The sequence below is a fragment of the Bacillus sp. MSP13 genome, assembly GCF_000815295.1.
In the GTDB taxonomy this organism is placed as follows: Bacteria; Bacillota; Bacilli; order Bacillales; family Bacillaceae; genus Bacillus; species Bacillus vallismortis.
The window spans coordinates 129,468-147,508 of record NZ_JXAQ01000005.1 but is presented as its reverse complement, the minus strand read 5'-3'; the positions used below and the strand labels follow the sequence as shown (position 1 = coordinate 147,508).

17 protein-coding genes are annotated in these 18,041 nt (G+C 45.5%); 10 read left to right on the top strand and 7 right to left on the bottom strand.

From position 1 onward, the window contains the following. Positions 1-5 precede the first annotated feature (5 nt). Positions 6-293 (bottom strand): membrane protein insertion/folding monitor MifM, encoded by a 288-nt coding sequence (mifM, locus tag SC79_RS06725; RefSeq protein WP_082022602.1) that lies wholly within the window; start codon positions 291-293, stop codon positions 6-8. Between the two features lie 72 nt (positions 294-365). Here mifM and SC79_RS06720 point away from each other — a divergent pair, with 72 nt between their 5' ends. Both SC79_RS06720 and gndA read left to right on the top strand, forming a co-directional pair. After that, on the top strand, positions 366-1,610 hold the full coding sequence (locus SC79_RS06720) for a DNA polymerase IV (protein WP_039074399.1): 1,245 nt from the start codon (positions 366-368) through the stop codon (positions 1,608-1,610). A 109-nt stretch (positions 1,611-1,719) separates the two neighbouring features. Then, positions 1,720-3,129, top strand: coding sequence for an NADP-dependent phosphogluconate dehydrogenase (gndA, locus tag SC79_RS06715; RefSeq protein ID WP_010328332.1), 1,410 nt, complete (start codon positions 1,720-1,722; stop codon positions 3,127-3,129). 109 nt (positions 3,130-3,238) lie between these two features. Here the strand turns inward: gndA and zwf are convergent, their stop codons facing one another. Further along, a complete protein-coding gene (gene zwf, locus SC79_RS06710; protein WP_039074398.1) occupies positions 3,239-4,708 on the bottom strand; it encodes a glucose-6-phosphate dehydrogenase in 1,470 nt (489 codons plus the stop codon). A 225-nt stretch (positions 4,709-4,933) separates the two neighbouring features. Here zwf and rnz point away from each other — a divergent pair, with 225 nt between their 5' ends. Both rnz and rpmG read left to right on the top strand, forming a co-directional pair. After that, the gene (gene rnz / locus SC79_RS06705; RefSeq protein WP_039074397.1) at positions 4,934-5,857 is read left to right on the top strand and encodes a ribonuclease Z; all 924 of its coding nucleotides are present in this window, start codon (positions 4,934-4,936) and stop codon (positions 5,855-5,857) included. Between the two features lie 81 nt (positions 5,858-5,938). Continuing rightward, positions 5,939-6,088, top strand: a complete 150-nt coding sequence (gene rpmG, locus SC79_RS06700; RefSeq protein WP_003226511.1) for a 50S ribosomal protein L33 — start codon at positions 5,939-5,941, stop codon at positions 6,086-6,088. Between the two features lie 45 nt (positions 6,089-6,133). Here rpmG and SC79_RS06695 read toward each other — a convergent pair whose 3' ends face one another. After that, positions 6,134-6,886: an alpha/beta fold hydrolase gene (locus SC79_RS06695; RefSeq protein WP_039074396.1), complete on the bottom strand. Its 753-nt coding sequence runs from the start codon at positions 6,884-6,886 to the stop codon at positions 6,134-6,136. A 110-nt stretch (positions 6,887-6,996) separates the two neighbouring features. Continuing rightward, positions 6,997-8,013, bottom strand: a complete 1,017-nt coding sequence (namA, locus tag SC79_RS06690; protein WP_039074395.1) for an NADPH dehydrogenase NamA — start codon at positions 8,011-8,013, stop codon at positions 6,997-6,999. A gap of 171 nt (positions 8,014-8,184) precedes the next feature. Between namA and SC79_RS06685 the strand changes: the two genes are divergently transcribed. Further along, complete coding sequence (locus SC79_RS06685; RefSeq protein WP_039074394.1) at positions 8,185-9,813, top strand: M20/M25/M40 family metallo-hydrolase; 1,629 nt, start codon at positions 8,185-8,187, stop codon at positions 9,811-9,813. A gap of 260 nt (positions 9,814-10,073) precedes the next feature. On the opposite strand, the gene proC is transcribed toward SC79_RS06685, so the two are convergent. Beyond that, entirely contained in the window at positions 10,074-10,904 is an 831-nt protein-coding gene (gene proC, locus SC79_RS06680; protein WP_039074393.1) for a pyrroline-5-carboxylate reductase, read from the bottom strand. A gap of 397 nt (positions 10,905-11,301) precedes the next feature. Here proC and SC79_RS06675 point away from each other — a divergent pair, with 397 nt between their 5' ends. From SC79_RS06675 to SC79_RS06655, 5 genes are all read left to right on the top strand, one after another. Next, the gene (locus SC79_RS06675) at positions 11,302-12,261 is read left to right on the top strand and encodes an MBL fold metallo-hydrolase (protein ID WP_039074392.1); all 960 of its coding nucleotides are present in this window, start codon (positions 11,302-11,304) and stop codon (positions 12,259-12,261) included. Positions 12,262-12,266: 5 nt separating this feature from the next. Beyond that, on the top strand, positions 12,267-13,046 hold the full coding sequence (locus SC79_RS06670) for an SDR family oxidoreductase (protein WP_039074391.1): 780 nt from the start codon (positions 12,267-12,269) through the stop codon (positions 13,044-13,046). Positions 13,047-13,122: 76 nt separating this feature from the next. Next, positions 13,123-14,457: a D-serine ammonia-lyase gene (gene dsdA, locus SC79_RS06665; RefSeq protein ID WP_039074390.1), complete on the top strand. Its 1,335-nt coding sequence runs from the start codon at positions 13,123-13,125 to the stop codon at positions 14,455-14,457. Between the two features lie 71 nt (positions 14,458-14,528). Further along, complete coding sequence (coaA, locus tag SC79_RS06660) at positions 14,529-15,488, top strand: type I pantothenate kinase (protein WP_039074389.1); 960 nt, start codon at positions 14,529-14,531, stop codon at positions 15,486-15,488. 4 nt (positions 15,489-15,492) lie between these two features. Then, positions 15,493-15,879 carry a VOC family protein gene (locus tag SC79_RS06655; RefSeq protein ID WP_082022588.1) on the top strand — a complete coding sequence of 129 codons (387 nt, stop codon included), beginning with the start codon at positions 15,493-15,495 and terminating at the stop codon, positions 15,877-15,879. A gap of 186 nt (positions 15,880-16,065) precedes the next feature. Here SC79_RS06655 and SC79_RS06650 read toward each other — a convergent pair whose 3' ends face one another. Continuing rightward, complete coding sequence (locus tag SC79_RS06650) at positions 16,066-17,298, bottom strand: MDR family MFS transporter (protein WP_039074387.1); 1,233 nt, start codon at positions 17,296-17,298, stop codon at positions 16,066-16,068. Positions 17,299-17,754: 456 nt separating this feature from the next. Beyond that, on the bottom strand, positions 17,755-17,961 hold the full coding sequence (locus SC79_RS06645; protein WP_039074386.1) for a YqzH family protein: 207 nt from the start codon (positions 17,959-17,961) through the stop codon (positions 17,755-17,757). Between the last annotated feature and the right edge of the window lie 80 nt (positions 17,962-18,041).

Here is an 18,041-nt window from a genome sequence, read left to right as displayed (position 1 = left end):
GCGGTTTATAAAAGAAGGGAACCAGCGTCTTCATCATCGTTCACAGGTGAATTCATGCGGAAGACTTTACGTATCCAAGTTGTAATGCGATGGTATATAATAATAAGAAAGTCTGTTCGATTAATGTGAAAGACCGTCTGATGTTCATCTGTTCGTTTTGATTTCCATTGCTCGCCGGCACGGCACTCCCGTAAAAGAAACGCAATCCCGATTGCCGTTAGAGCCGGAAGAATAATTGTGAAAAAATCGACTAAGAATAAAACGTCATTTATCGATTCCACAAACATTGTCATCACATCCATTCAATACCTTCATTTTACTATATGTACAAGCGGTTGTCTAATGAATGAAAAGGAGTTTTGTTTATGCGGGGAAAGGGCCGAATTATTTTCCATATTGATATGAATAGCTTCTATGCTTCGGTGGAAATGGCATATGATCCGGCCCTTCGTGGAAAGCCGGTCGCAGTTGCCGGAAACGTAAAGGAGCGAAAGGGCATCGTTGTGACATGCAGCTACGAAGCAAGGGCGCGAGGCGTCAAAACAACGATGCCGGTTTGGGAAGCGAAGCGCAATTGCCCTGAGCTTATCGTTCTTCCGCCGAACTTTGACCGCTATAGAAATTCTTCAAGAGAGATGTTTAACATTCTCCGTGAATATACTGACCTGGTGGAGCCTGTCTCTATCGATGAAGGCTATATGGACATGACCGATACGGCATACAGCAGCCGCGCTTTGGAGACAGCAACAGAAATCCAAAGCAGGCTGCAAAAAGAACTGTTGCTTCCGTCAAGCATAGGAATCGCGCCGAATAAATTTCTCGCTAAGATGGCGTCTGATATGAAAAAACCGCTTGGCATCACGATTTTAAGAAAGAGACAAGTGCCTGATATCCTTTGGCCGCTTCCTGTTGGAGAGATGCACGGGGTTGGCAAAAAGACAGCGGAAAAGCTGAAGGGACTGGGCATTCAAACGATTGAAGAGTTAGCTGCAGCTGATGAACATTCGCTGAAACGCCTGCTTGGCATCAACGGCCCGCGCCTTAAACAGAAAGCAAATGGCATTCATCATGCGCCAGTTGACCCAGAGCGCATTTACGAATTTAAGAGCGTCGGCAACTCATCGACCCTTTCACATGATTCCAGTGACGAAGAAGAGTTATTAGGCGTTTTCCGTAAGCTTGCCGCTTCCGTGAGTGACCGCTTACAGCGCAAGGAGGTCATGGCTTCAAAGCTTTTTATTATGATTAGATATGCAGATTGGAAAACCATCACCAGAAGCATCACGCTGAAAAATCCGATCGATCAAAAACATGACATTATGAAAGAAGCGGAGCACCTCTTTTTTAAACATTGGAATAAAAATCCTGTCAGGCTGCTAGGCATTACCGGAACGGATTTAGTGGAAAAAGAGCAGGCCTATAAGCAGCTTGATTTGTTCAGCTTTAGTGAAGACGCCAAGGAAGAGCCCATTCAGCAGATGATGGAAAAGCTGAATGAAAAGTACGGATCTAAGCTGATCAGAAAAGGGGCAAGGATAAAGAAAGAGGAGAGCAAAACGAAGGGAACAAGCTTTAATAAAGATTTTTTTCAGGATGAAAAGAAAAGGTGAATCGCTTGAAAAAAAGGGTGAAAGTATGGTAATTTCTTTATTATAAATATCATTTTATTTTAATTTAAATTTTAAAATGATTAAACGTTTGCAGAAGGGACGTTAGAATATGTCAAAACAACAAATCGGCGTTATCGGACTTGCGGTCATGGGTAAAAATCTGGCTTTAAATATCGAAAGCCGGGGATTTTCTGTTTCTGTTTACAACAGATCAAGCAGTAAAACTGAGGAGTTTTTGCAGGAGGCAAAAGGAAAAAATGTTGTTGGCACATACAGCATTGAAGAGTTTGTCCAATCCTTGGAAACACCGCGCAAAATCTTATTAATGGTGAAAGCGGGAACTGCAACAGATGCGACAATTCAATCTCTTCTTCCTCATCTAGAGAAGGATGATATTTTAATTGACGGCGGTAATACATATTATAAAGATACACAGCGCCGTAACAAAGAACTTGCAGAAAGCGGCATTCATTTTATCGGAACAGGCGTTTCCGGCGGTGAAGAAGGAGCGCTTAAAGGGCCTTCTATCATGCCTGGGGGACAAAAAGAAGCACATGAGCTTGTGAAGCCGATTCTTGAAGCGATTTCTGCAAAAGTTGACGGAGAACCTTGTACGACATATATCGGTCCAGACGGTGCCGGCCATTATGTGAAAATGGTGCATAATGGAATTGAATACGGAGATATGCAGCTGATCTCTGAATCTTACTTCATTTTGAAACAGGTGCTCGGCCTTTCGGCGGATGAGCTTCATGAAGTTTTCGCTGAGTGGAATAAAGGCGAGCTTGACAGCTACCTGATTGAGATTACGGCTGACATCTTTACGAAAAAAGACGAAGAGACAGGCAAACCGCTTGTTGATGTTATTCTCGATAAAGCAGGACAAAAAGGAACAGGAAAATGGACAAGCCAAAGCGCGCTTGACTTAGGTGTTCCGCTTCCGATTATTACTGAGTCTGTATTCGCGCGCTTTATCTCAGCTATGAAGGAAGAGCGTGTGAAAGCGAGCGGCCTTCTTTCAGGACCTGAAGTGAAGCCTGTTACAGACAATAAAGAAGAGCTGATTGAAGCAGTCAGAAAAGCGCTGTTCATGAGTAAAATCTGTTCTTACGCGCAAGGATTTGCCCAAATGAAAGCAGCTTCTGAAGAATACAACTGGGATCTGAAATACGGCGAAATCGCTATGATCTTCCGCGGCGGCTGCATCATCCGCGCTGCATTCCTTCAGAAGATCAAAGAAGCTTACGATCGCGAACCTGAGCTCGATAACCTGCTTCTTGACAGCTACTTCAAAAATATTGTAGAAAGCTACCAAGGAGCGCTTCGCCAAGTGATTTCACTTGCAGTTGCCCAAGGTGTGCCGGTACCATCATTCTCAAGCGCATTAGCTTACTATGACAGCTACCGCACAGCTGTACTCCCTGCAAACTTGATTCAAGCGCAGCGTGACTACTTTGGCGCCCATACTTATGAGCGTACAGATAAAGAAGGTATTTTCCATACTGAATGGATGAAGTAATAGAAGACCCCGCAGCCCTAAGGGCTGCGGGGTCTTTTGGTTATTGAAGAGCGTTGACAGCCGCAAAAAAAGCCGAAAATGCGCTACAGCATTTTCGGCTTTTTCTGTATTATATATTCCACCAGTTCAAGCCGTCTTTCGCCAAAAGATCATCTGATTCTTTCGGTCCCATAGAGCCTGACTCATAGTTTGGAGATAGGGTCTTGTTTGCTGCCCATGTTTCAGAAATGGCGTCGACAAAACTCCAAGACAAGGCAACTTCATCCCAGTGTGCAAAGTTTGTGGCATCGCCAAGAAGACAGTCGTGAATCAATTTTTCATATGCTTCAGGGGTGTTCATCTCATCATTGCAATTGCTGCAGTAATCCAGCTTGATTGGCTGCGCGTGTGCTGCTCCGCCAAGCTTTTTAGCATTCAAGTAAAGCGTAATGCCTTCGTCAGGCTGAATATGGATGACGAGCAAGTTCGGATTCATGTTGTTTTCATTGCCGTAGTACAGGTTCATCGGAATGTCCTTAAATTGAACGACGATTTTTGTGGACTTTTCTTTCATTCGTTTTCCGGTGCGGATATAGAATGGAACACCAGCCCATCTGAAGTTGTCGATCAAGAGCTTTCCTGAAACAAAGGTTTCTGTATTGGAGTCAGGAGCGACATTATCTTCATCCGTATAAGCGGGAACTGCCACACCGTCAATCTCACCGGCTTGATATTGCCCGCGCACAAAATACTCATCCACTTCGTCTTTTGCAATAGGGCGCAGTGCTCTCAGCACCTTCACCTTTTCGCTGCGGATTTCTTCTGTGTTCAATTTGATCGGCGGCTCCATTGCAAGAAGGGCAACCATCTGCATGATATGGTTTTGCACCATGTCGCGCAGGGCGCCTGATTTTTCGTAATATCTCGCGCGGTCTTCGACGCCGAGTGATTCACTTGATGTGATTTGAATATTTGAGATGTAGCGGTTTGTCCAAAGCGGTTCGAAAATCGCATTGGCAAACCGGATCACTTCAATGTTCTGAACCATTTGTTTGCCTAGGTAATGGTCGATTCTGTAAATTTGATCTTCAGTAAACGCTTCGCGGATTTCTTTGTTCAGCGCTTGTGCGCTTGGCAGATCATGGCCAAACGGCTTTTCGATGACAAGGCGGGACCAGCCTGTTGTTGCTGTCACACCTTCTGATTTTAATGTTTTTGCAATTGTCCCGAAGAATTCAGGAGCCATTGCCAAGTAGAACATTCTGTTGTTCGGAATTTGATATGTATCTTCCAGCTGGTTAAGCAATACGTTAAGCTCTTGATAAGAGCCAGGGTTTGTCACGTCGAACGGGTGATAGTAAAAATGAGACGTGAAATCATCTATATGTTTATCCGCAGATGAGGAAATGGATGTTTTAACAGTTTCGCGAAGTTCCTCATTAGACCAAGGTCTTCTTCCAACTCCTACTACTGCAAACTCTTCTCCGATTTGGCCGTTTTGATATAAACGGTGGATAGACGGATACAGTTTTCGTTTTGCTAAATCTCCCGTTGCGCCGAATATGACAATTACTGCTTTTGGTTGTTGGTTTGTTTTCACTAAAAGTACCTCACTTTATTCGAAGCTTTATTTTAGTACACCCCGTATATTTCCTTCATTTTAAATCTAAAATTCAACGAAAGCAAACATTTAAGCCCTTTTTTTGCAGAATGGCTTTAAAATATCTCTAGAACAAAAGGATTGTTCCTTTCAAGGGCAAGATTCACATTTTGTTCACGATCCTGTATTCTTGTAGGTAACTAGTTCTAGTAGGAGGAAGGAAATGTGGAATTACTTTTTTTAGGGACGGGAGCCGGCATTCCCGCTAAAGCGAGAAACGTAACATCGGTCGCATTGAAAATGCTTGAAGAAAGGCGTTCGGTATGGCTGTTTGACTGCGGGGAAGCCACACAGCACCAAATTTTACATACTACGATTAAACCTCGAAAAATCGAAAAAATTTTCATTACCCATATGCACGGCGATCATGTATACGGGCTTCCGGGGCTTCTGGGGAGCCGTTCCTTTCAAGGCGGAGAAGACGAGCTGACGGTATATGGACCTAAAGGGATTAAGGCGTTTATTGAAACAAGCCTTGCCGTCACAAAAACCCATCTGACATATCCGCTTGTGATCCGGGAAATCGAGGAAGGGATCGTGTTTGAAGACGATCAGTTTGTAGTCACAGCGGTATCGGTTATTCACGGAGTGGAGGCCTTCGGATACCGCGTTCAGGAAAAAGACGTGCCAGGCTCCTTGAAGGCGGATGTATTAAAGGAAATGAACATCACGCCCGGTCCTGTGTATCAAAAAATTAAAAATGGCGAAACGATAACACTAGAAGACGGGCGCACCATCAATGGGAGTGATTTTCTGGAGCCTCCTAAGAAAGGGAGGGCTGTAGTCTTTTCCGGGGATACGAGAGTAAGTGACAAGCTAAAAGACCTTGCACGGGATTGTGATGTGCTTGTTCATGAAGCGACCTTTGCTAAGGAAGATCGGAAGCTTGCTTATGATTATTTTCACAGTACAACAGAACAAGCGGCCATTACAGCGAAAGAAGCAGGGGCAAAGAAGCTCATTTTAACCCATATCAGCGCCAGATATCAGGGAGATTCCTCGCTGGAGCTTCAGAAAGAAGCGGCTGACGTTTTCCCGAACAGCGTGGCGGCGTATGATTTCTTAGAGGTACACGTCCCGCGGAGCTGATGCCAAGCGTTCTTATTTGACAATTTGTGATGATGTTGTATAATAAAACGTAATAATTACGCTTTATAAGGAGATGTTCATATGAGAGTCAATGTTACTTTAGCCTGCACTGAAACGGGAGACCGGAATTATATCACAACCAAAAACAAACGCACCAACCCAGACCGCTTAGAGCTGAAAAAATATTCACCGCGTTTAAAGAAATATACCCTTCATCGTGAAACAAAGTAATCATAAAAGAAGACCGGGCGTTACATACCCGGTCTTCTTTTTATGTTAATTGACTGCCTGAAAAAGCGGTACAGCCTGCTGGCATGCTGCACACCATACATCATAAATAGCCAAATGAACGATATGGGGTTCGTCATGATGGATGTTGTGTGAGCTGTTTTTCGCTTGAATCCAGCCGCTTTGATGAGAGAGAGTCAATATGCTCCTATGCATGTTTAGCCAATCCTGTTCAGTAGTGAATTGCGTAGTCCGTTCACCTGATGACAACACGAGGAGAGGCATGTTTTCCAAATGGACTTGCCGTTGTTTGAGAATCTGCAGGCTTCTTGAAAATTCTGCATGTGTGCCCTCAAGCATCATCTTGCTTGTATTTGCTTTGTGCATTTCTTCAGGAAGAAATGCACAATCTCCTAAAGCTGGATCAAGGAGAACCATGCCGATAATATCGGGCTTGTTTTTGTACGCCCACAATCCGGTGATGACAGCTCCGTATGAATGTGAAACAGCCAGATAAGGAGGTTTTACATCTGCTGCATGAAGCAAACTCTCCAATTCTTTTACCTTTTGTTCAGCTGTTCGCTTAGCGCTGCTTCGTCCGCTTTTTCCTATTCCCGCCCGATCATATGTAAAAATGCCAAATTCATCATCAATATCCGCTATTAATGGATTCCACGTCTCAGAAGACGTACCGTAGCCGGCCTCAAAGACAATCGTTACACCGCTTGATCCTCTTCGGGATTTTGTATGAAACGCGCATCCGTCAATTGTATATGTCTTTTCCATCCAAGCTGAGTTCATTGGAGTCATCTCCTCTAATTGGTTCTACTAGGGAGACGGAGAACCTGAGCTGATCGTTTCTCTAAAAAATAAAAAAAGAGATATCCGTTTGAGGATATCTCCTGTGGACATTACCAGCCTCTCTCATATTGAACAGGGGCCGGAATCTCTGTATTAAGCTGTTTCGCCGCTGTTCTTGCAAAGAAAGGATCTCGCAAAAGCTCTCTGCCGATAAAGATGAGGTCGGCACGCCCGTTTTGCAGAATTTCTTCAGCCATAGAACCGTCTGTAATCATGCCAACAGCACCAGTTGCCATGTCGGCCTGTTCACGGATTTTCTCAGCGAAGCTGACTTGATAGCCTGGGAATACGTTAATGTCAGCGTGAACAAGGGCGCCTGAGCTGCAGTCAATTAAGTCCACACCCTGTTCCTTCATCCATTTTGCAAACCCGATATGATCGGCGATGTCTAAGCCTTTGTCTGTATAGTCAGAAGCGGATACACGGACAAATAAAGGGCCGTCCCATACTTGTTTGACTTCATCAATGATCTCTCTTAAGAAACGGTAACGGTTTTCTGGAGAGCCGCCGTATTCATCTGTTCGATGGTTGGAAAGCGGAGATAAAAATTCGTGAATAAGGTATCCGTGCGCCGCATGAATTTCAATCACATCGAAGCCGGCTTCTTTTGCGCGGACAGCCGCTTGCTTGAACTCCTGCACCGTTTCTTTTATTTTTTCTGCTGACATTTCTACAGGGATTGCTGATTGTTCGTCAAACGCAATGGCCGATGGAGCAAAAATATCCCCTTCAAGCTCTGCTTTACGTCCGGCATGGGCAAGCTGAATGCCGATTTTTGATCCTTGTTCTTTGACTTGCTCAGTCAGTTTGGCAAAGCCTTCAATATGGTCGTCGCTCCAAATCCCCAAGTCTTGGTCTGTGATACGTCCTTGAGGATTAACCGCAGATGCCTCCACAATAATCAGCCCAACCTGGCCAATTGCGCGCGATATGTAATGCGCCATGTGGAACGGCGTCAATTTTCCGTCCTTTTCATGAGAAGAATACATGCACATTGGCGACATGACGATGCGGTTTTTTAATGTCATATCTTTAATTGTTATCGGTGTGAATAATGTTCTGGCCATTTCTTTCGCCTCCCGTAAGGTTTTTAGAGGTTGATTATATCAAGTGATTTCTTTCCCGTCATATAAACTGCTCAAAAGATCCGTTTTGTTACATATTTCGGTATAATAGACAGGGAATCATCTTATTTTTCAGGCTGGAAGCGTTTTTATACAAAGGAGGGGCGGAGATCGATGAATTGGCAGACGAAAGACGAATTGCTGACCCTTTTAACTTCTCTTGTGCAATACGAAAGCATCACCGGTTCGAAGGGAGAGGCAGCACTTGCAGAATATCTTTATTTTATTTTGAAAGACAAGCCTTATTTTCAAACACATCCTGAGAATGTAACACTTCATCCGATGGATGACGGCAGATCCTTTCTAACGGCTCTTGTCAAAAAGAAGAATGTCAAAAAGACAGTGCTTTTGCTGAGCCATTTTGATGTCGTGGACATAGAGGACTACGGAGAGTTCAAGCATATGGCTTGTAAGCCCGCTGAGCTTTTAGTCTCCTTTTTAGAGAAAAAAGAGCTCCTTCCGGAACATGTGCGAACAGACGCTGAAAGCGGCGACTGGCTGTTTGGAAGAGGGACGATGGATATGAAAGCGGGGCTCGCCGTTCAGCTGTCGATGCTGGAGCGGGCGATGGACGGCCAGTTTGAAGGAAATCTGCTGTTGATTACGGTTCCAGACGAGGAAGCGAATTCGAAAGGCATGATTGAAGCTGTTCCTGTACTGAAGGAAATGGAGAAAAAGCATGATATCACATTAACAGCTTGCCTGAATGCCGAACCGATGTTTGAAAAATTTCCCGGCGACCAGCAGCAATATTTTTACTCCGGAAGCATTGGCAAGGTACTTGCGGGGTTTTTCTGCAAGGGGATCGAAACTCATGTCGGCGAGCCGTTTTCAGGCGTAAACGCAAATTTAATGGTATCTGAGTTGAACCGCTTGCTTGAACTGAATGCTGATTATTGCGAGAAGGTTGAAGGTGAAGTCACTCCGCCGCCGGTAAATTTAATGCAAAAGGACTTGAAAGAGGCGTATTCTGTTCAGACACCACATACAGCTGTCACGTTATTTAATGTGCTGTCCATGAAACGATCAGCCAGTGAACTGCATCAGATGCTGCTGAAAACCGCGGAGCAGGCGGCGAGAGAAATCACGGCGAATATTCGGAAGAAAACACAGGATTTCCAGCAATTTGAGTCGTTTACTCCGGTGGAACGCACCGTCTCTGTTTTGACTTTTGATGAGCTGGTCACACGTGCGAAAAAGCGTGTCGGAAACTCGGAAACAGAGCGGGTGTTGAATTATGCCTTTGCCAACAGGGGAGATCTTGGGGACAGGGATTTTTCAACGAAAATGGTGTCTGAGCTTGCTTCGCTTTGTAAGGAAGATGCGCCGCTCATTGTTCTGTTCTACAGCCCGCCATTTTATCCTTCGGTTTCTTCAAAGGACGATCCATTGATCAGGAATACAGCTGATCAGCTTACCCATTATGCGGCTGACAGATACGGCATTGCGTTGCGGGAGGTTCAGTATTTTCCCGGACTTTCAGACTTAAGCTATCTGCAGCTCGAAAAGCAGGAGGTTGACGCGTATACAAGCAATATGCCGCTCTTTAATAGGGGATATACATTGCCAAGCCGCAAAGATCAGGCATTATATGTCCCGGTTTTAAATGTCGGTCCGGCTGGAAAAGATCCGCATAAATGGACGGAAAGGCTGTATCTGCCTTATTCCTTTGAAGTGCTTCCAGATTTGCTTTCATTTACGATCTCCGCGCTATTACAACCATCAGAAGCTGCTCGCTTCTAGGGGGAATAAAAGACAGGAGGTTTTGAGCCTTCTGTCTTTCATCGTGTCGACAAACCCTCGCATTCGTTGTCAGTCCTGCGCATTGATACCCAGCTGAGAAAAGATGAGCGGCTAAAAGCTGAGCATCCTGCGAAAGCGTCCTCTTTATACTTCAAGGGTTTTCAATCACGCTGAAAAGGTGAAAAATCCTAAAACGGAGGTCGTTTTAGGATTTTGTCAACAATCTGAGGCAGGAAGATGTGATCCTTCTGTCTTTGTGCTTACTTCTCTATTGCAGCACTGGAAAACTGCTCTTTGATCTCTGCACTGCGTTTAGCGGTTTCTTCAATACAGTGAATAATCGCTTCTTCAAAGCGGGAGTCCTGTAAAGCGCGAAGTCCTGCTTCTGTTGTGCCTCCCGGACTTGTGATTTCCTTGCGCAGCATTGCGGGCTGTTTACCGCTTTTAAGGAGCATTTCTGTTGCCCCTGCCATCGTCTGCAAAATGAGAGCTTTTGCCGTTTCCTTATCCAAACCTACTTTTTGCGCCGCTTTTTCCATTGCCTCGATATAACGGTACACGTAGGCCGGCCCGCTGCCGGCAATCGCCGTGACAGCGTCAAGGTGCCGTTCCTCAACCAGTGTGGCACTCCCGACTGTTTCCAATAGCGTTTTTGCGGCAATGATATCGTCCTGGTTTGCTTCAGGGCTTACAGAAAATCCGGTTGCTGACTTTTGGATGGCTGCGGATGTATTAGGCATGACGCGAATGACCGCAAGCTTGCTGCCAAAATAGTGCTGAATGGTTTCGATGGTAAGGCCTGCAAGCACTGAAATCACGAGCTGGTCTTTGATATACGAGCGGATGCTGCCGATGCTTTCCGCCGCGTCCTTCGGTTTAAAAGCAAGGAAGAGAATATCGGTTTGAGCGAAAAACTCATTTTTATCCCTGCACGGACGCACGCCATACGTCTCCTTTAATTCAATCAGACGCTCGTCATTTGAGCGGTTTGTGATATAAATCTGCTCTGGTTTTGTGATGCCGCTCTGCAAAATGCCTTTCATCATTGCTTCTGCCATGGACCCGGCGCCGACAAATCCTATCTTTTTCATTGATATCCTCCTTTTATCAGAACAACAAAAAACCTTTTCATCACGTAAAGGACGAAAAGGTTCGCGGTACTGCCCTCATTAGCACAGATTGTGCTCAGCTCCATAACGCGGGAAACGTTTAGGGGTGCCTAACCGCGACTTGAGGGCAGGTTCTACAAACAAGCGGGCTGCAATACCTTTCAGCCGGGGGTATCGCTCTCTTTGGCCATTGCCTTGTATACGATTCCTCGTCATAGCGTTCCAATGGTTCTCGTTTAAGTTTGTTGTTCATTATGCAATGACGGACAAGCTCATGTCAATAGCTTTTTCAAAAAGAGACGTTCTCATTCGGCAATAATGACACAAGACTAAGAAAAAGCTAAAATATGAGTAATGAATGAAGACAAGGAGCAAAAGGATGACAACTCTAGATATCATTCCCATTCGCGTCCCGACGCCGTTTGCTGTTGGTGATGTTATCGTTTACCTCGTAAAAGGTGACGCGCTGACACTTATTGATGCCGGGCCGAATACAAAAGAGGCTGTGAGAGCGCTTCAAGCGCAGCTTGCCGCTGTAAATGTGAAAATGTCAGATATTGAGCAGATTGTACTGACTCACCATCATGCTGATCATGCCGGCTTGCTTGATGTTTTTTCTAATGAAATTGAAGTGATTGGGCATCCGTTCAACGAACCTTATATCAGCCGAGATCAAGCTTTTATAGATTGGCAAAAATGCTTTTTTCAAAAGCTGCTGCCTGAATTAGGCGTCCCATTTGATGCGGAAAAGGCGGAAAAGCTGATACGGTCGGCGTACGCCTATTCTTGTACGAGATCCCTGACGAAAACCATCAGAGAAGGGATGGACATTGATGGGCTTGAGGGCTGGGCTGTTTTGGAAATGCCAGGGCATGCCGAGTCGCATATCGTTCTTTTCCATGAAAAAAGCGGGAGAATGCTTGGCGGCGATCTTCTGCTGGCCAACAGCTCGTCTAATCCAATATTGGAAGCGCCGAAAACAGGGGACATAAGATCAAAGCCTTTAGTCGATTATCAGCGGTCCTTGCGAAGGCTGTCTGAACTTGATCCAACAATCGTTTTTCCCGGTCACGGCGAGACGATCACCAGCGTACAGGCGCTGATTGAGAAGCGTTTTGACAAGCAGAGGAACAGGACGGAGGATGTGCGGCGTATGCTGGACGAAAAGCCCATGACTGTTTTTCAGGTCTGTCAGCAGCTTTTTCCTGCTGTGTTTGAAAAGGAATTATTTTTAACGATGTCAGAAACGGCAGGGCATCTGGATGTGTTGGCTGCAGAAGAATCCATCACGTCATATTGGGAAGGAAATACTGCATACTTTAGAACGATGAAGAGGTGAAAGGGATGAAGCAAATAGCGGGAAAGCGGATATGGATCACCGGCGCTTCAGGAGGGCTCGGTGAAAGAATCGCATACTTATGCGCGGCTAAAGGAGCCCATGTCTTGCTGTCGGCAAGACGTGAGGATCGTTTGATAGAAATCAAAAGGAAGATCACTGAAGAGTGGAGCGGACAGTGCGAGATTTTCCCCATGGATGTCGGCCGCTTAGAGGATATCACCCGTGTGCGAGATCAAATTGGCTCGGTTGATGTACTGATCAACAATGCGGGATTCGGTATATTTGAAACGGTTTTAGACTCGACACTGGATGACATGAAAGCGATGTTTGATGTGAATGTCTTCGGACTGATCGCCTGTACAAAAGCGGTGCTTCCGCAAATGCTTGAGCAAAACAAAGGCCATATCATCAATATCGCTTCCCAAGCGGGGAAAATTGCAACACCAAAGTCGAGCCTTTATTCCGCGACAAAGCATGCCGTGCTCGGCTACTCAAACGCTTTGCGGATGGAGCTTTCGGAAACCGGCATTAATGTGACAACAGTCAATCCGGGACCGATTCAGACGGACTTTTTTTCCATTGCTGATAAAGGCGGGGACTATGTGAAAGATCTAGGGCGATGGATGCTTGACCCTGATGACGTGGCAGCTCAAATTACCGCTGCTATTTTCACGAACAAACGGGAGATTAATCTTCCGCGTTTAATGAATGCCGGCACCAAGCTGTATCAGCTGTTTCCTGCCCTTGTTGAAAAGCTGGCAGGACGCATGCTTACGAAAAAATAACAGTGGAACTGCCTGGGGTGTGCTGGCTGTTGGAATACGCACAGGCCATTTTTTAGAGGAAGGGAGAAATCATTGGATGCCAATTCATCAAGAAGCCCTTCATGTTCTGCTTAAAGATCCGTTCATTCAGAAATTGATGCAGGCAGAGCCTGTATTCTGGGCAAATCCGGGCAAGAAAGAGAGCTCGTTATTGCATGCAGTTGAGTGGGAAACCGAGATAGCGGAGGCGGAAAAAAGGCTGCGGCGATTTGCCCCTTATATTGCCGAGGTGTTTCCTGAGACGAAAGATGCCAAAGGAATGGTCGAGTCTCGGCTTTTTGACATGCTGCATATGAAGAAACATCTCGAAGCGGCATATGAGCAGCCATTTCCGGGAAGATGGCTTCTAAAGTGCGACCATGAGCTCCCAATTTCAGGATCAATTAAAGCGCGGGGCGGGATTTATGAAGTACTAAAACATGCTGAAATGCTGGCGCTTCAAGAAGGACTGCTTCGGGAAACCGATGATTACCGCATCTTACAGGAAGAGCGGTTCGCCGCGTTTTTTTCCCGATATTCGATTGCTGTCGGATCGACAGGAAACCTTGGATTAAGCATCGGCATCATCGGTGCCGCTCTTGGGTTTCGCGTGACAGTCCATATGTCCGCCGATGCTAAGCAGTGGAAAAAGGATCTGCTTCGCCAAAAGGGTGTTACTGTCATAGAGTATGAATCCGATTACAGTGAAGCGGTAAAAGAAGGGAGACGGCAGGCGGCGCAAGATCCATTTTGTTATTTTATTGATGATGAACATTCCCGTCAGCTGTTTTTAGGATATGCTGTTGCCGCCAACCGATTAAAAACACAGCTTGACTGTATAAATGTACAACCAAGTCTGGAGACCCCGCTGTTTGTGTACCTGCCGTGCGGTGTCGGCGGAGGGCCGGGCGGTGTGGCACTTGGGCTTAAGCTTTTATATGGCGACCATGTTCATGTGTTTTTCGCTGAACCGACTCATTCACCTTGTATGTTGTTGGGGCTTTATTCCGGCCTTCACGAGAAGATTTCTGTTCAAGATATCGGTCTCGATAATCGGACGGCTGCCGACGGGCTTGCTGTAGGGAGGCCGTCAGGATTTGTCGGCCAGCTGATTGAACCGCTGCTGAGCGGCTGTTATACCGTAGAGGACGATACGCTTTATGCCTTGCTTCATCTGCTGGCTGTATCTGAAAATAACGATTTAGAGCCCTCTGCTCTTGCCGGCATGTTCGGGCCGGTTCAGCTTTTTTCGACAGAAGAAGGAAGGCGTTATTGTCAGAAATATAACATGGAACATGCTGTCCATGTCGTCTGGGGAACGGGAGGAAGCATGGTTCCAAAAGAAGAGATGTCCGCGTATAATCGAATCGGTGCGGATTTGCTGAAAAAATAAGCAGACAGTGAAAGGGTTTTCCGTTACAATCTTTGTAAGGGTTTTAACCTACAGAGAGTCAGGTGTAAACAGTGAAAAATAAAGAGCTTAACTTACATACATTATACACACAGCACAATCGTGAGTCTTGGTCTGGTTTTGGCGGACATTTGTCGATTGCTGTATCAGAAGAAGAGGCAAAAGCTGTGGAAGGGCTGAATGATTATTTATCTGTTGAAGAAGTGGAAACGATTTATATCCCGCTTGTTCGCCTCCTTCATTTGCATGTTGAGTCTGCCGCTAAACGCAATCAGCATGTCAATGTTTTTTTGAAGCATCCTCATTCAGCCAAAATTCCGTTTATGATCGGCATTGCCGGCAGTGTGGCAGTCGGAAAAAGCACGACGGCGCGAATATTGCAGAAGCTTCTTTCGCGCTTGCCGGGAAGCCCTAAAGTGAGCCTTATCACGACAGATGGTTTTTTATTTCCTACAGCCGAGCTGAAGAAGCGAAATATGCTGTCACGAAAAGGGTTTCCTGAGAGCTATGACGTAAAGGCGCTGCTCGAATTTTTGAATGACTTAAAATCAGGGAAAGACAGCGTAAAGGCACCGGTGTATTCCCATCTCACCTATGACCGCGAAGAAGGCGTGTTCGAGGTTGTGGAACAGGCCGATATTGTGATTATTGAAGGAATTAATGTTCTTCAGTCGCCCACCTTGGAGGATGACCGGGAAAATCCTCGTATTTTTGTCTCCGATTTCTTTGATTTTTCGATTTACGTGGATGCGGATGAAAGTCGGATTTTCACTTGGTATTTAGAGCGTTTTCGTCTGCTTCGGGAAACTGCTTTTCAAAATCCCGATTCTTATTTTCATAAATTTAAAGACTTGTCTGATCAAGAGGCTGACGAGATGGCAGCCTCGATTTGGGAGAGTGTTAACCGGCCGAACCTATATGAAAATATCTTGCCGACTAAATTCAGGTCGGATCTCATTTTGCGTAAGGGAGACGGGCATAAGGTTGAAGAAGTGCTGGTAAGGCGGGTGTGATATCGTGCATCATATCGAACTGTATGTCTCTGATTTGGAAGCCTCTAGGCGATTTTGGGGATGGTTCCTAACCGAAATTGGCTATAAAGAGTATCAAAAATGGAGCTCAGGCATCAGCTGGAAGAAAGATCGTTTTTACCTTGTGATTGTGCAGGCGAAAGAGCCATTTCTAGAGCCGGAATACCACAGGTGCCGCGTCGGGCTGAACCATCTCGCATTTCATGCTGAATCCAAGATGCAAGTCGACCAGATGACCGAAAAACTGGCGGCAAAAGGCTATCGTGTGTTGTATCGAGACCGGCATCCTTTTGCCGGAGGAGACGGGCATTATGCAGTCTATTGTGAGGATCCGGACCGGATTAAGGTTGAGCTCGTTGCCCCGAGCAGTTAATCATGATCTTTGGATAGGCTGTTAAGCTTTTTCTCAATGCGGTCAAGCTGCGCTTTTCGGTTTTTCATATACTTGAAGCTTATAACTTGCAAACATAATAAATACAAAAGATGAACATCAAATGGCCTAAATGCATGTTCATCACTTCGTTGCGGGAGAGATTGGTTTTCTCCCGCGTTTTTTTAGTTATAGCGGCTTTTCCAGGCCGGAACGGTGTTTTGTGATTTCCGTTTTCATCTGCCGATAGGCGAACGCTAAAAATGGCAGACCGAGCAGGGTAATGCCGCTCAAGACAGAAAAAATAAAAATCGGCCGTCCGGCGCCAAACAGATCTATACACAAGCCTCCAATCCATGGGCCAATAACGTTTCCGAGCTGTGAAAAACCGATTGCCCCGAAATAAGTGCCTTTTAATCCTGGTTTTGCAATCTGGTCTACAAACAAGTCCATCATAGAGAATAGAAGCACTTCACCGATTGTAAATGTAACCACAATTATCACTAGTGAGGAAACACCGTGTGATATGGTGAAAATGGCCATGCTGATACTCACCATCACATTACCGAGCATCAAGGAGCAAAGCGGTGAAAAACGCTTTGCAAAATGGACGATGGGAAATTGCGTCGCCAGCACAACGATTGCGTTTAACGTGAGCATCAACCCATACAGCTTCGTTCCATTGCTGATCAAGGGGTTCTGCGCCATATACTGCGGGAATGTGGAACTGAATTGTGAGTAGCCGAAGGTGCATAGCGTAATGCCAACCAAAGCAATTGTAAAAAGATGATCCTTTTGCGTCACCATAAACGCTTCCCGCACGCTCATATGCCGGGATTGGCCTGATGCTGACAAAGATGGATGTTTTTTAAATTGGACAGCAAGTATAAGGCCGTATAATCCGTAAATCACTGCGGGGACCAAAAAGGGTGCGGTCGATTGCGATGAGCCGAAATACAGGCCGAGCACCGGTCCGAAGACCACGCCGATATTAATAGCCGCATAGCGTAAATTAAAAACAAGCAATCTCGTTTTTTCTTCTGTCATATCAGACAGCAAAGCTTTTGAAGCGGGCTCGAACAGTGATTTGCAAAGACCGTTTAATGCGTTTACGACAAAAAACATCCAGAGATGAGATGCTCCCGCGAACCCTGCAAATACCAGCATCCAGCCGAAAATGGACACGAGCATCATGTTTTTTCTGCCGAATTTGTCCGAGATATATCCGCCGTAAAAGCTCGCAAAGATGCCGACTGATGAGCTTGCGGCGATAACCAGTCCTGCATAAGAAGCTGATGTGCCTTGGACGGCTGTTAAATAAATCGCTAAAAAAGGAATGCTCATCGATGTTGCCATTCGGCCGAAAATGGTTCCGATGATAATTGTCCAGCTGATGGGGTGGATATCTTTCCATTTCTTCATGAATCGTATTCTCTCCTGTATGTAAGATCATTTTCTATCATATATGAAAAAATTTCCTTATCCAATAGAACATTCAAAATATTTTCTTTTTTATATGAAAACATATCTTATCCCTGTCGGAGTGTACATCGTTGAAAGATTGGCTGAAGCGTTGAGAAGGAACATGCCAAGATATCCGATGCTTAGTTATGATAGTGAAAGCACATTATGTGATGTTTGATGCTGGAATACGGGGCTTTTCAAAGCTTAGGCAGGCCGTGGAACTAAACGGGTGTCTGTTTGAATAGGAAAGGCGATGGCGTTGATTCAGGTGACACTGGATAGACTCTTTCTGCGTGATGGCAAAACGATTGTTTGTTATCACGGCGGTGTTTTCAAAGAAAAGCCGCATAGCGGCTGAAAGAGCGGACAGTCCGATTCGGGCCGCTGTGCACCTCTGTTTCTTTTCGCCCATTGTTAAGAGAACAGCCCTTGGTTTGTGACATAGTCATAAATGATATCTTCTATATGCGCATGCAGGTCCTCATCGGGCTCTTCGTTCCGTCTCTCTTCCAAAGCTGCTTTCAGGCTTTGTTTTTCATACGGGCTTAATGGATCTAGGGCAACATTTCGGCCGTATTGACGCAGTGCCTGTCCGATCATTTTCTCGACAAATTTCTCCATTATGACTCTCCTATCTTTATGCTTCGCTTTTATTCTACTAAATGTTTTTCTTCTCTCACATCCTTGGATCATATTTTCTG

Excerpts from the sequence above, each read along its gene's own strand:
- namA (WP_039074395.1), bottom strand. The coding sequence starts at position 8,013 with ATGGCCAGAACATTATTCACACCGATAACAATTAAAGATATGACATTA.
- SC79_RS06645 (WP_039074386.1), bottom strand. The coding sequence starts at position 17,961 with ATGGAGAAATTTGTCGAGAAAATGATCGGACAGGCACTGCGTCAATAC.
- dsdA (WP_039074390.1), top strand. The coding sequence starts at position 13,123 with ATGCCAATTCATCAAGAAGCCCTTCATGTTCTGCTTAAAGATCCGTTC.
- SC79_RS06695 (WP_039074396.1), bottom strand. The coding sequence starts at position 6,886 with ATGAACTCAGCTTGGATGGAAAAGACATATACAATTGACGGATGCGCG.
- proC (WP_039074393.1), bottom strand. The coding sequence starts at position 10,904 with ATGAAAAAGATAGGATTTGTCGGCGCCGGGTCCATGGCAGAAGCAATG.
- rpmG (WP_003226511.1), top strand. The coding sequence starts at position 5,939 with ATGAGAGTCAATGTTACTTTAGCCTGCACTGAAACGGGAGACCGGAAT.
- mifM (WP_082022602.1), bottom strand. The coding sequence starts at position 293 with ATGACAATGTTTGTGGAATCGATAAATGACGTTTTATTCTTAGTCGAT.
- gndA (WP_010328332.1), top strand. The coding sequence starts at position 1,720 with ATGTCAAAACAACAAATCGGCGTTATCGGACTTGCGGTCATGGGTAAA.
- SC79_RS06675 (WP_039074392.1), top strand. The coding sequence starts at position 11,302 with ATGACAACTCTAGATATCATTCCCATTCGCGTCCCGACGCCGTTTGCT.
- SC79_RS06670 (WP_039074391.1), top strand. The coding sequence starts at position 12,267 with ATGAAGCAAATAGCGGGAAAGCGGATATGGATCACCGGCGCTTCAGGA.
- SC79_RS06685 (WP_039074394.1), top strand. The coding sequence starts at position 8,185 with ATGAATTGGCAGACGAAAGACGAATTGCTGACCCTTTTAACTTCTCTT.
- SC79_RS06720 (WP_039074399.1), top strand. The coding sequence starts at position 366 with ATGCGGGGAAAGGGCCGAATTATTTTCCATATTGATATGAATAGCTTC.
- SC79_RS06650 (WP_039074387.1), bottom strand. The coding sequence starts at position 17,298 with ATGAAGAAATGGAAAGATATCCACCCCATCAGCTGGACAATTATCATC.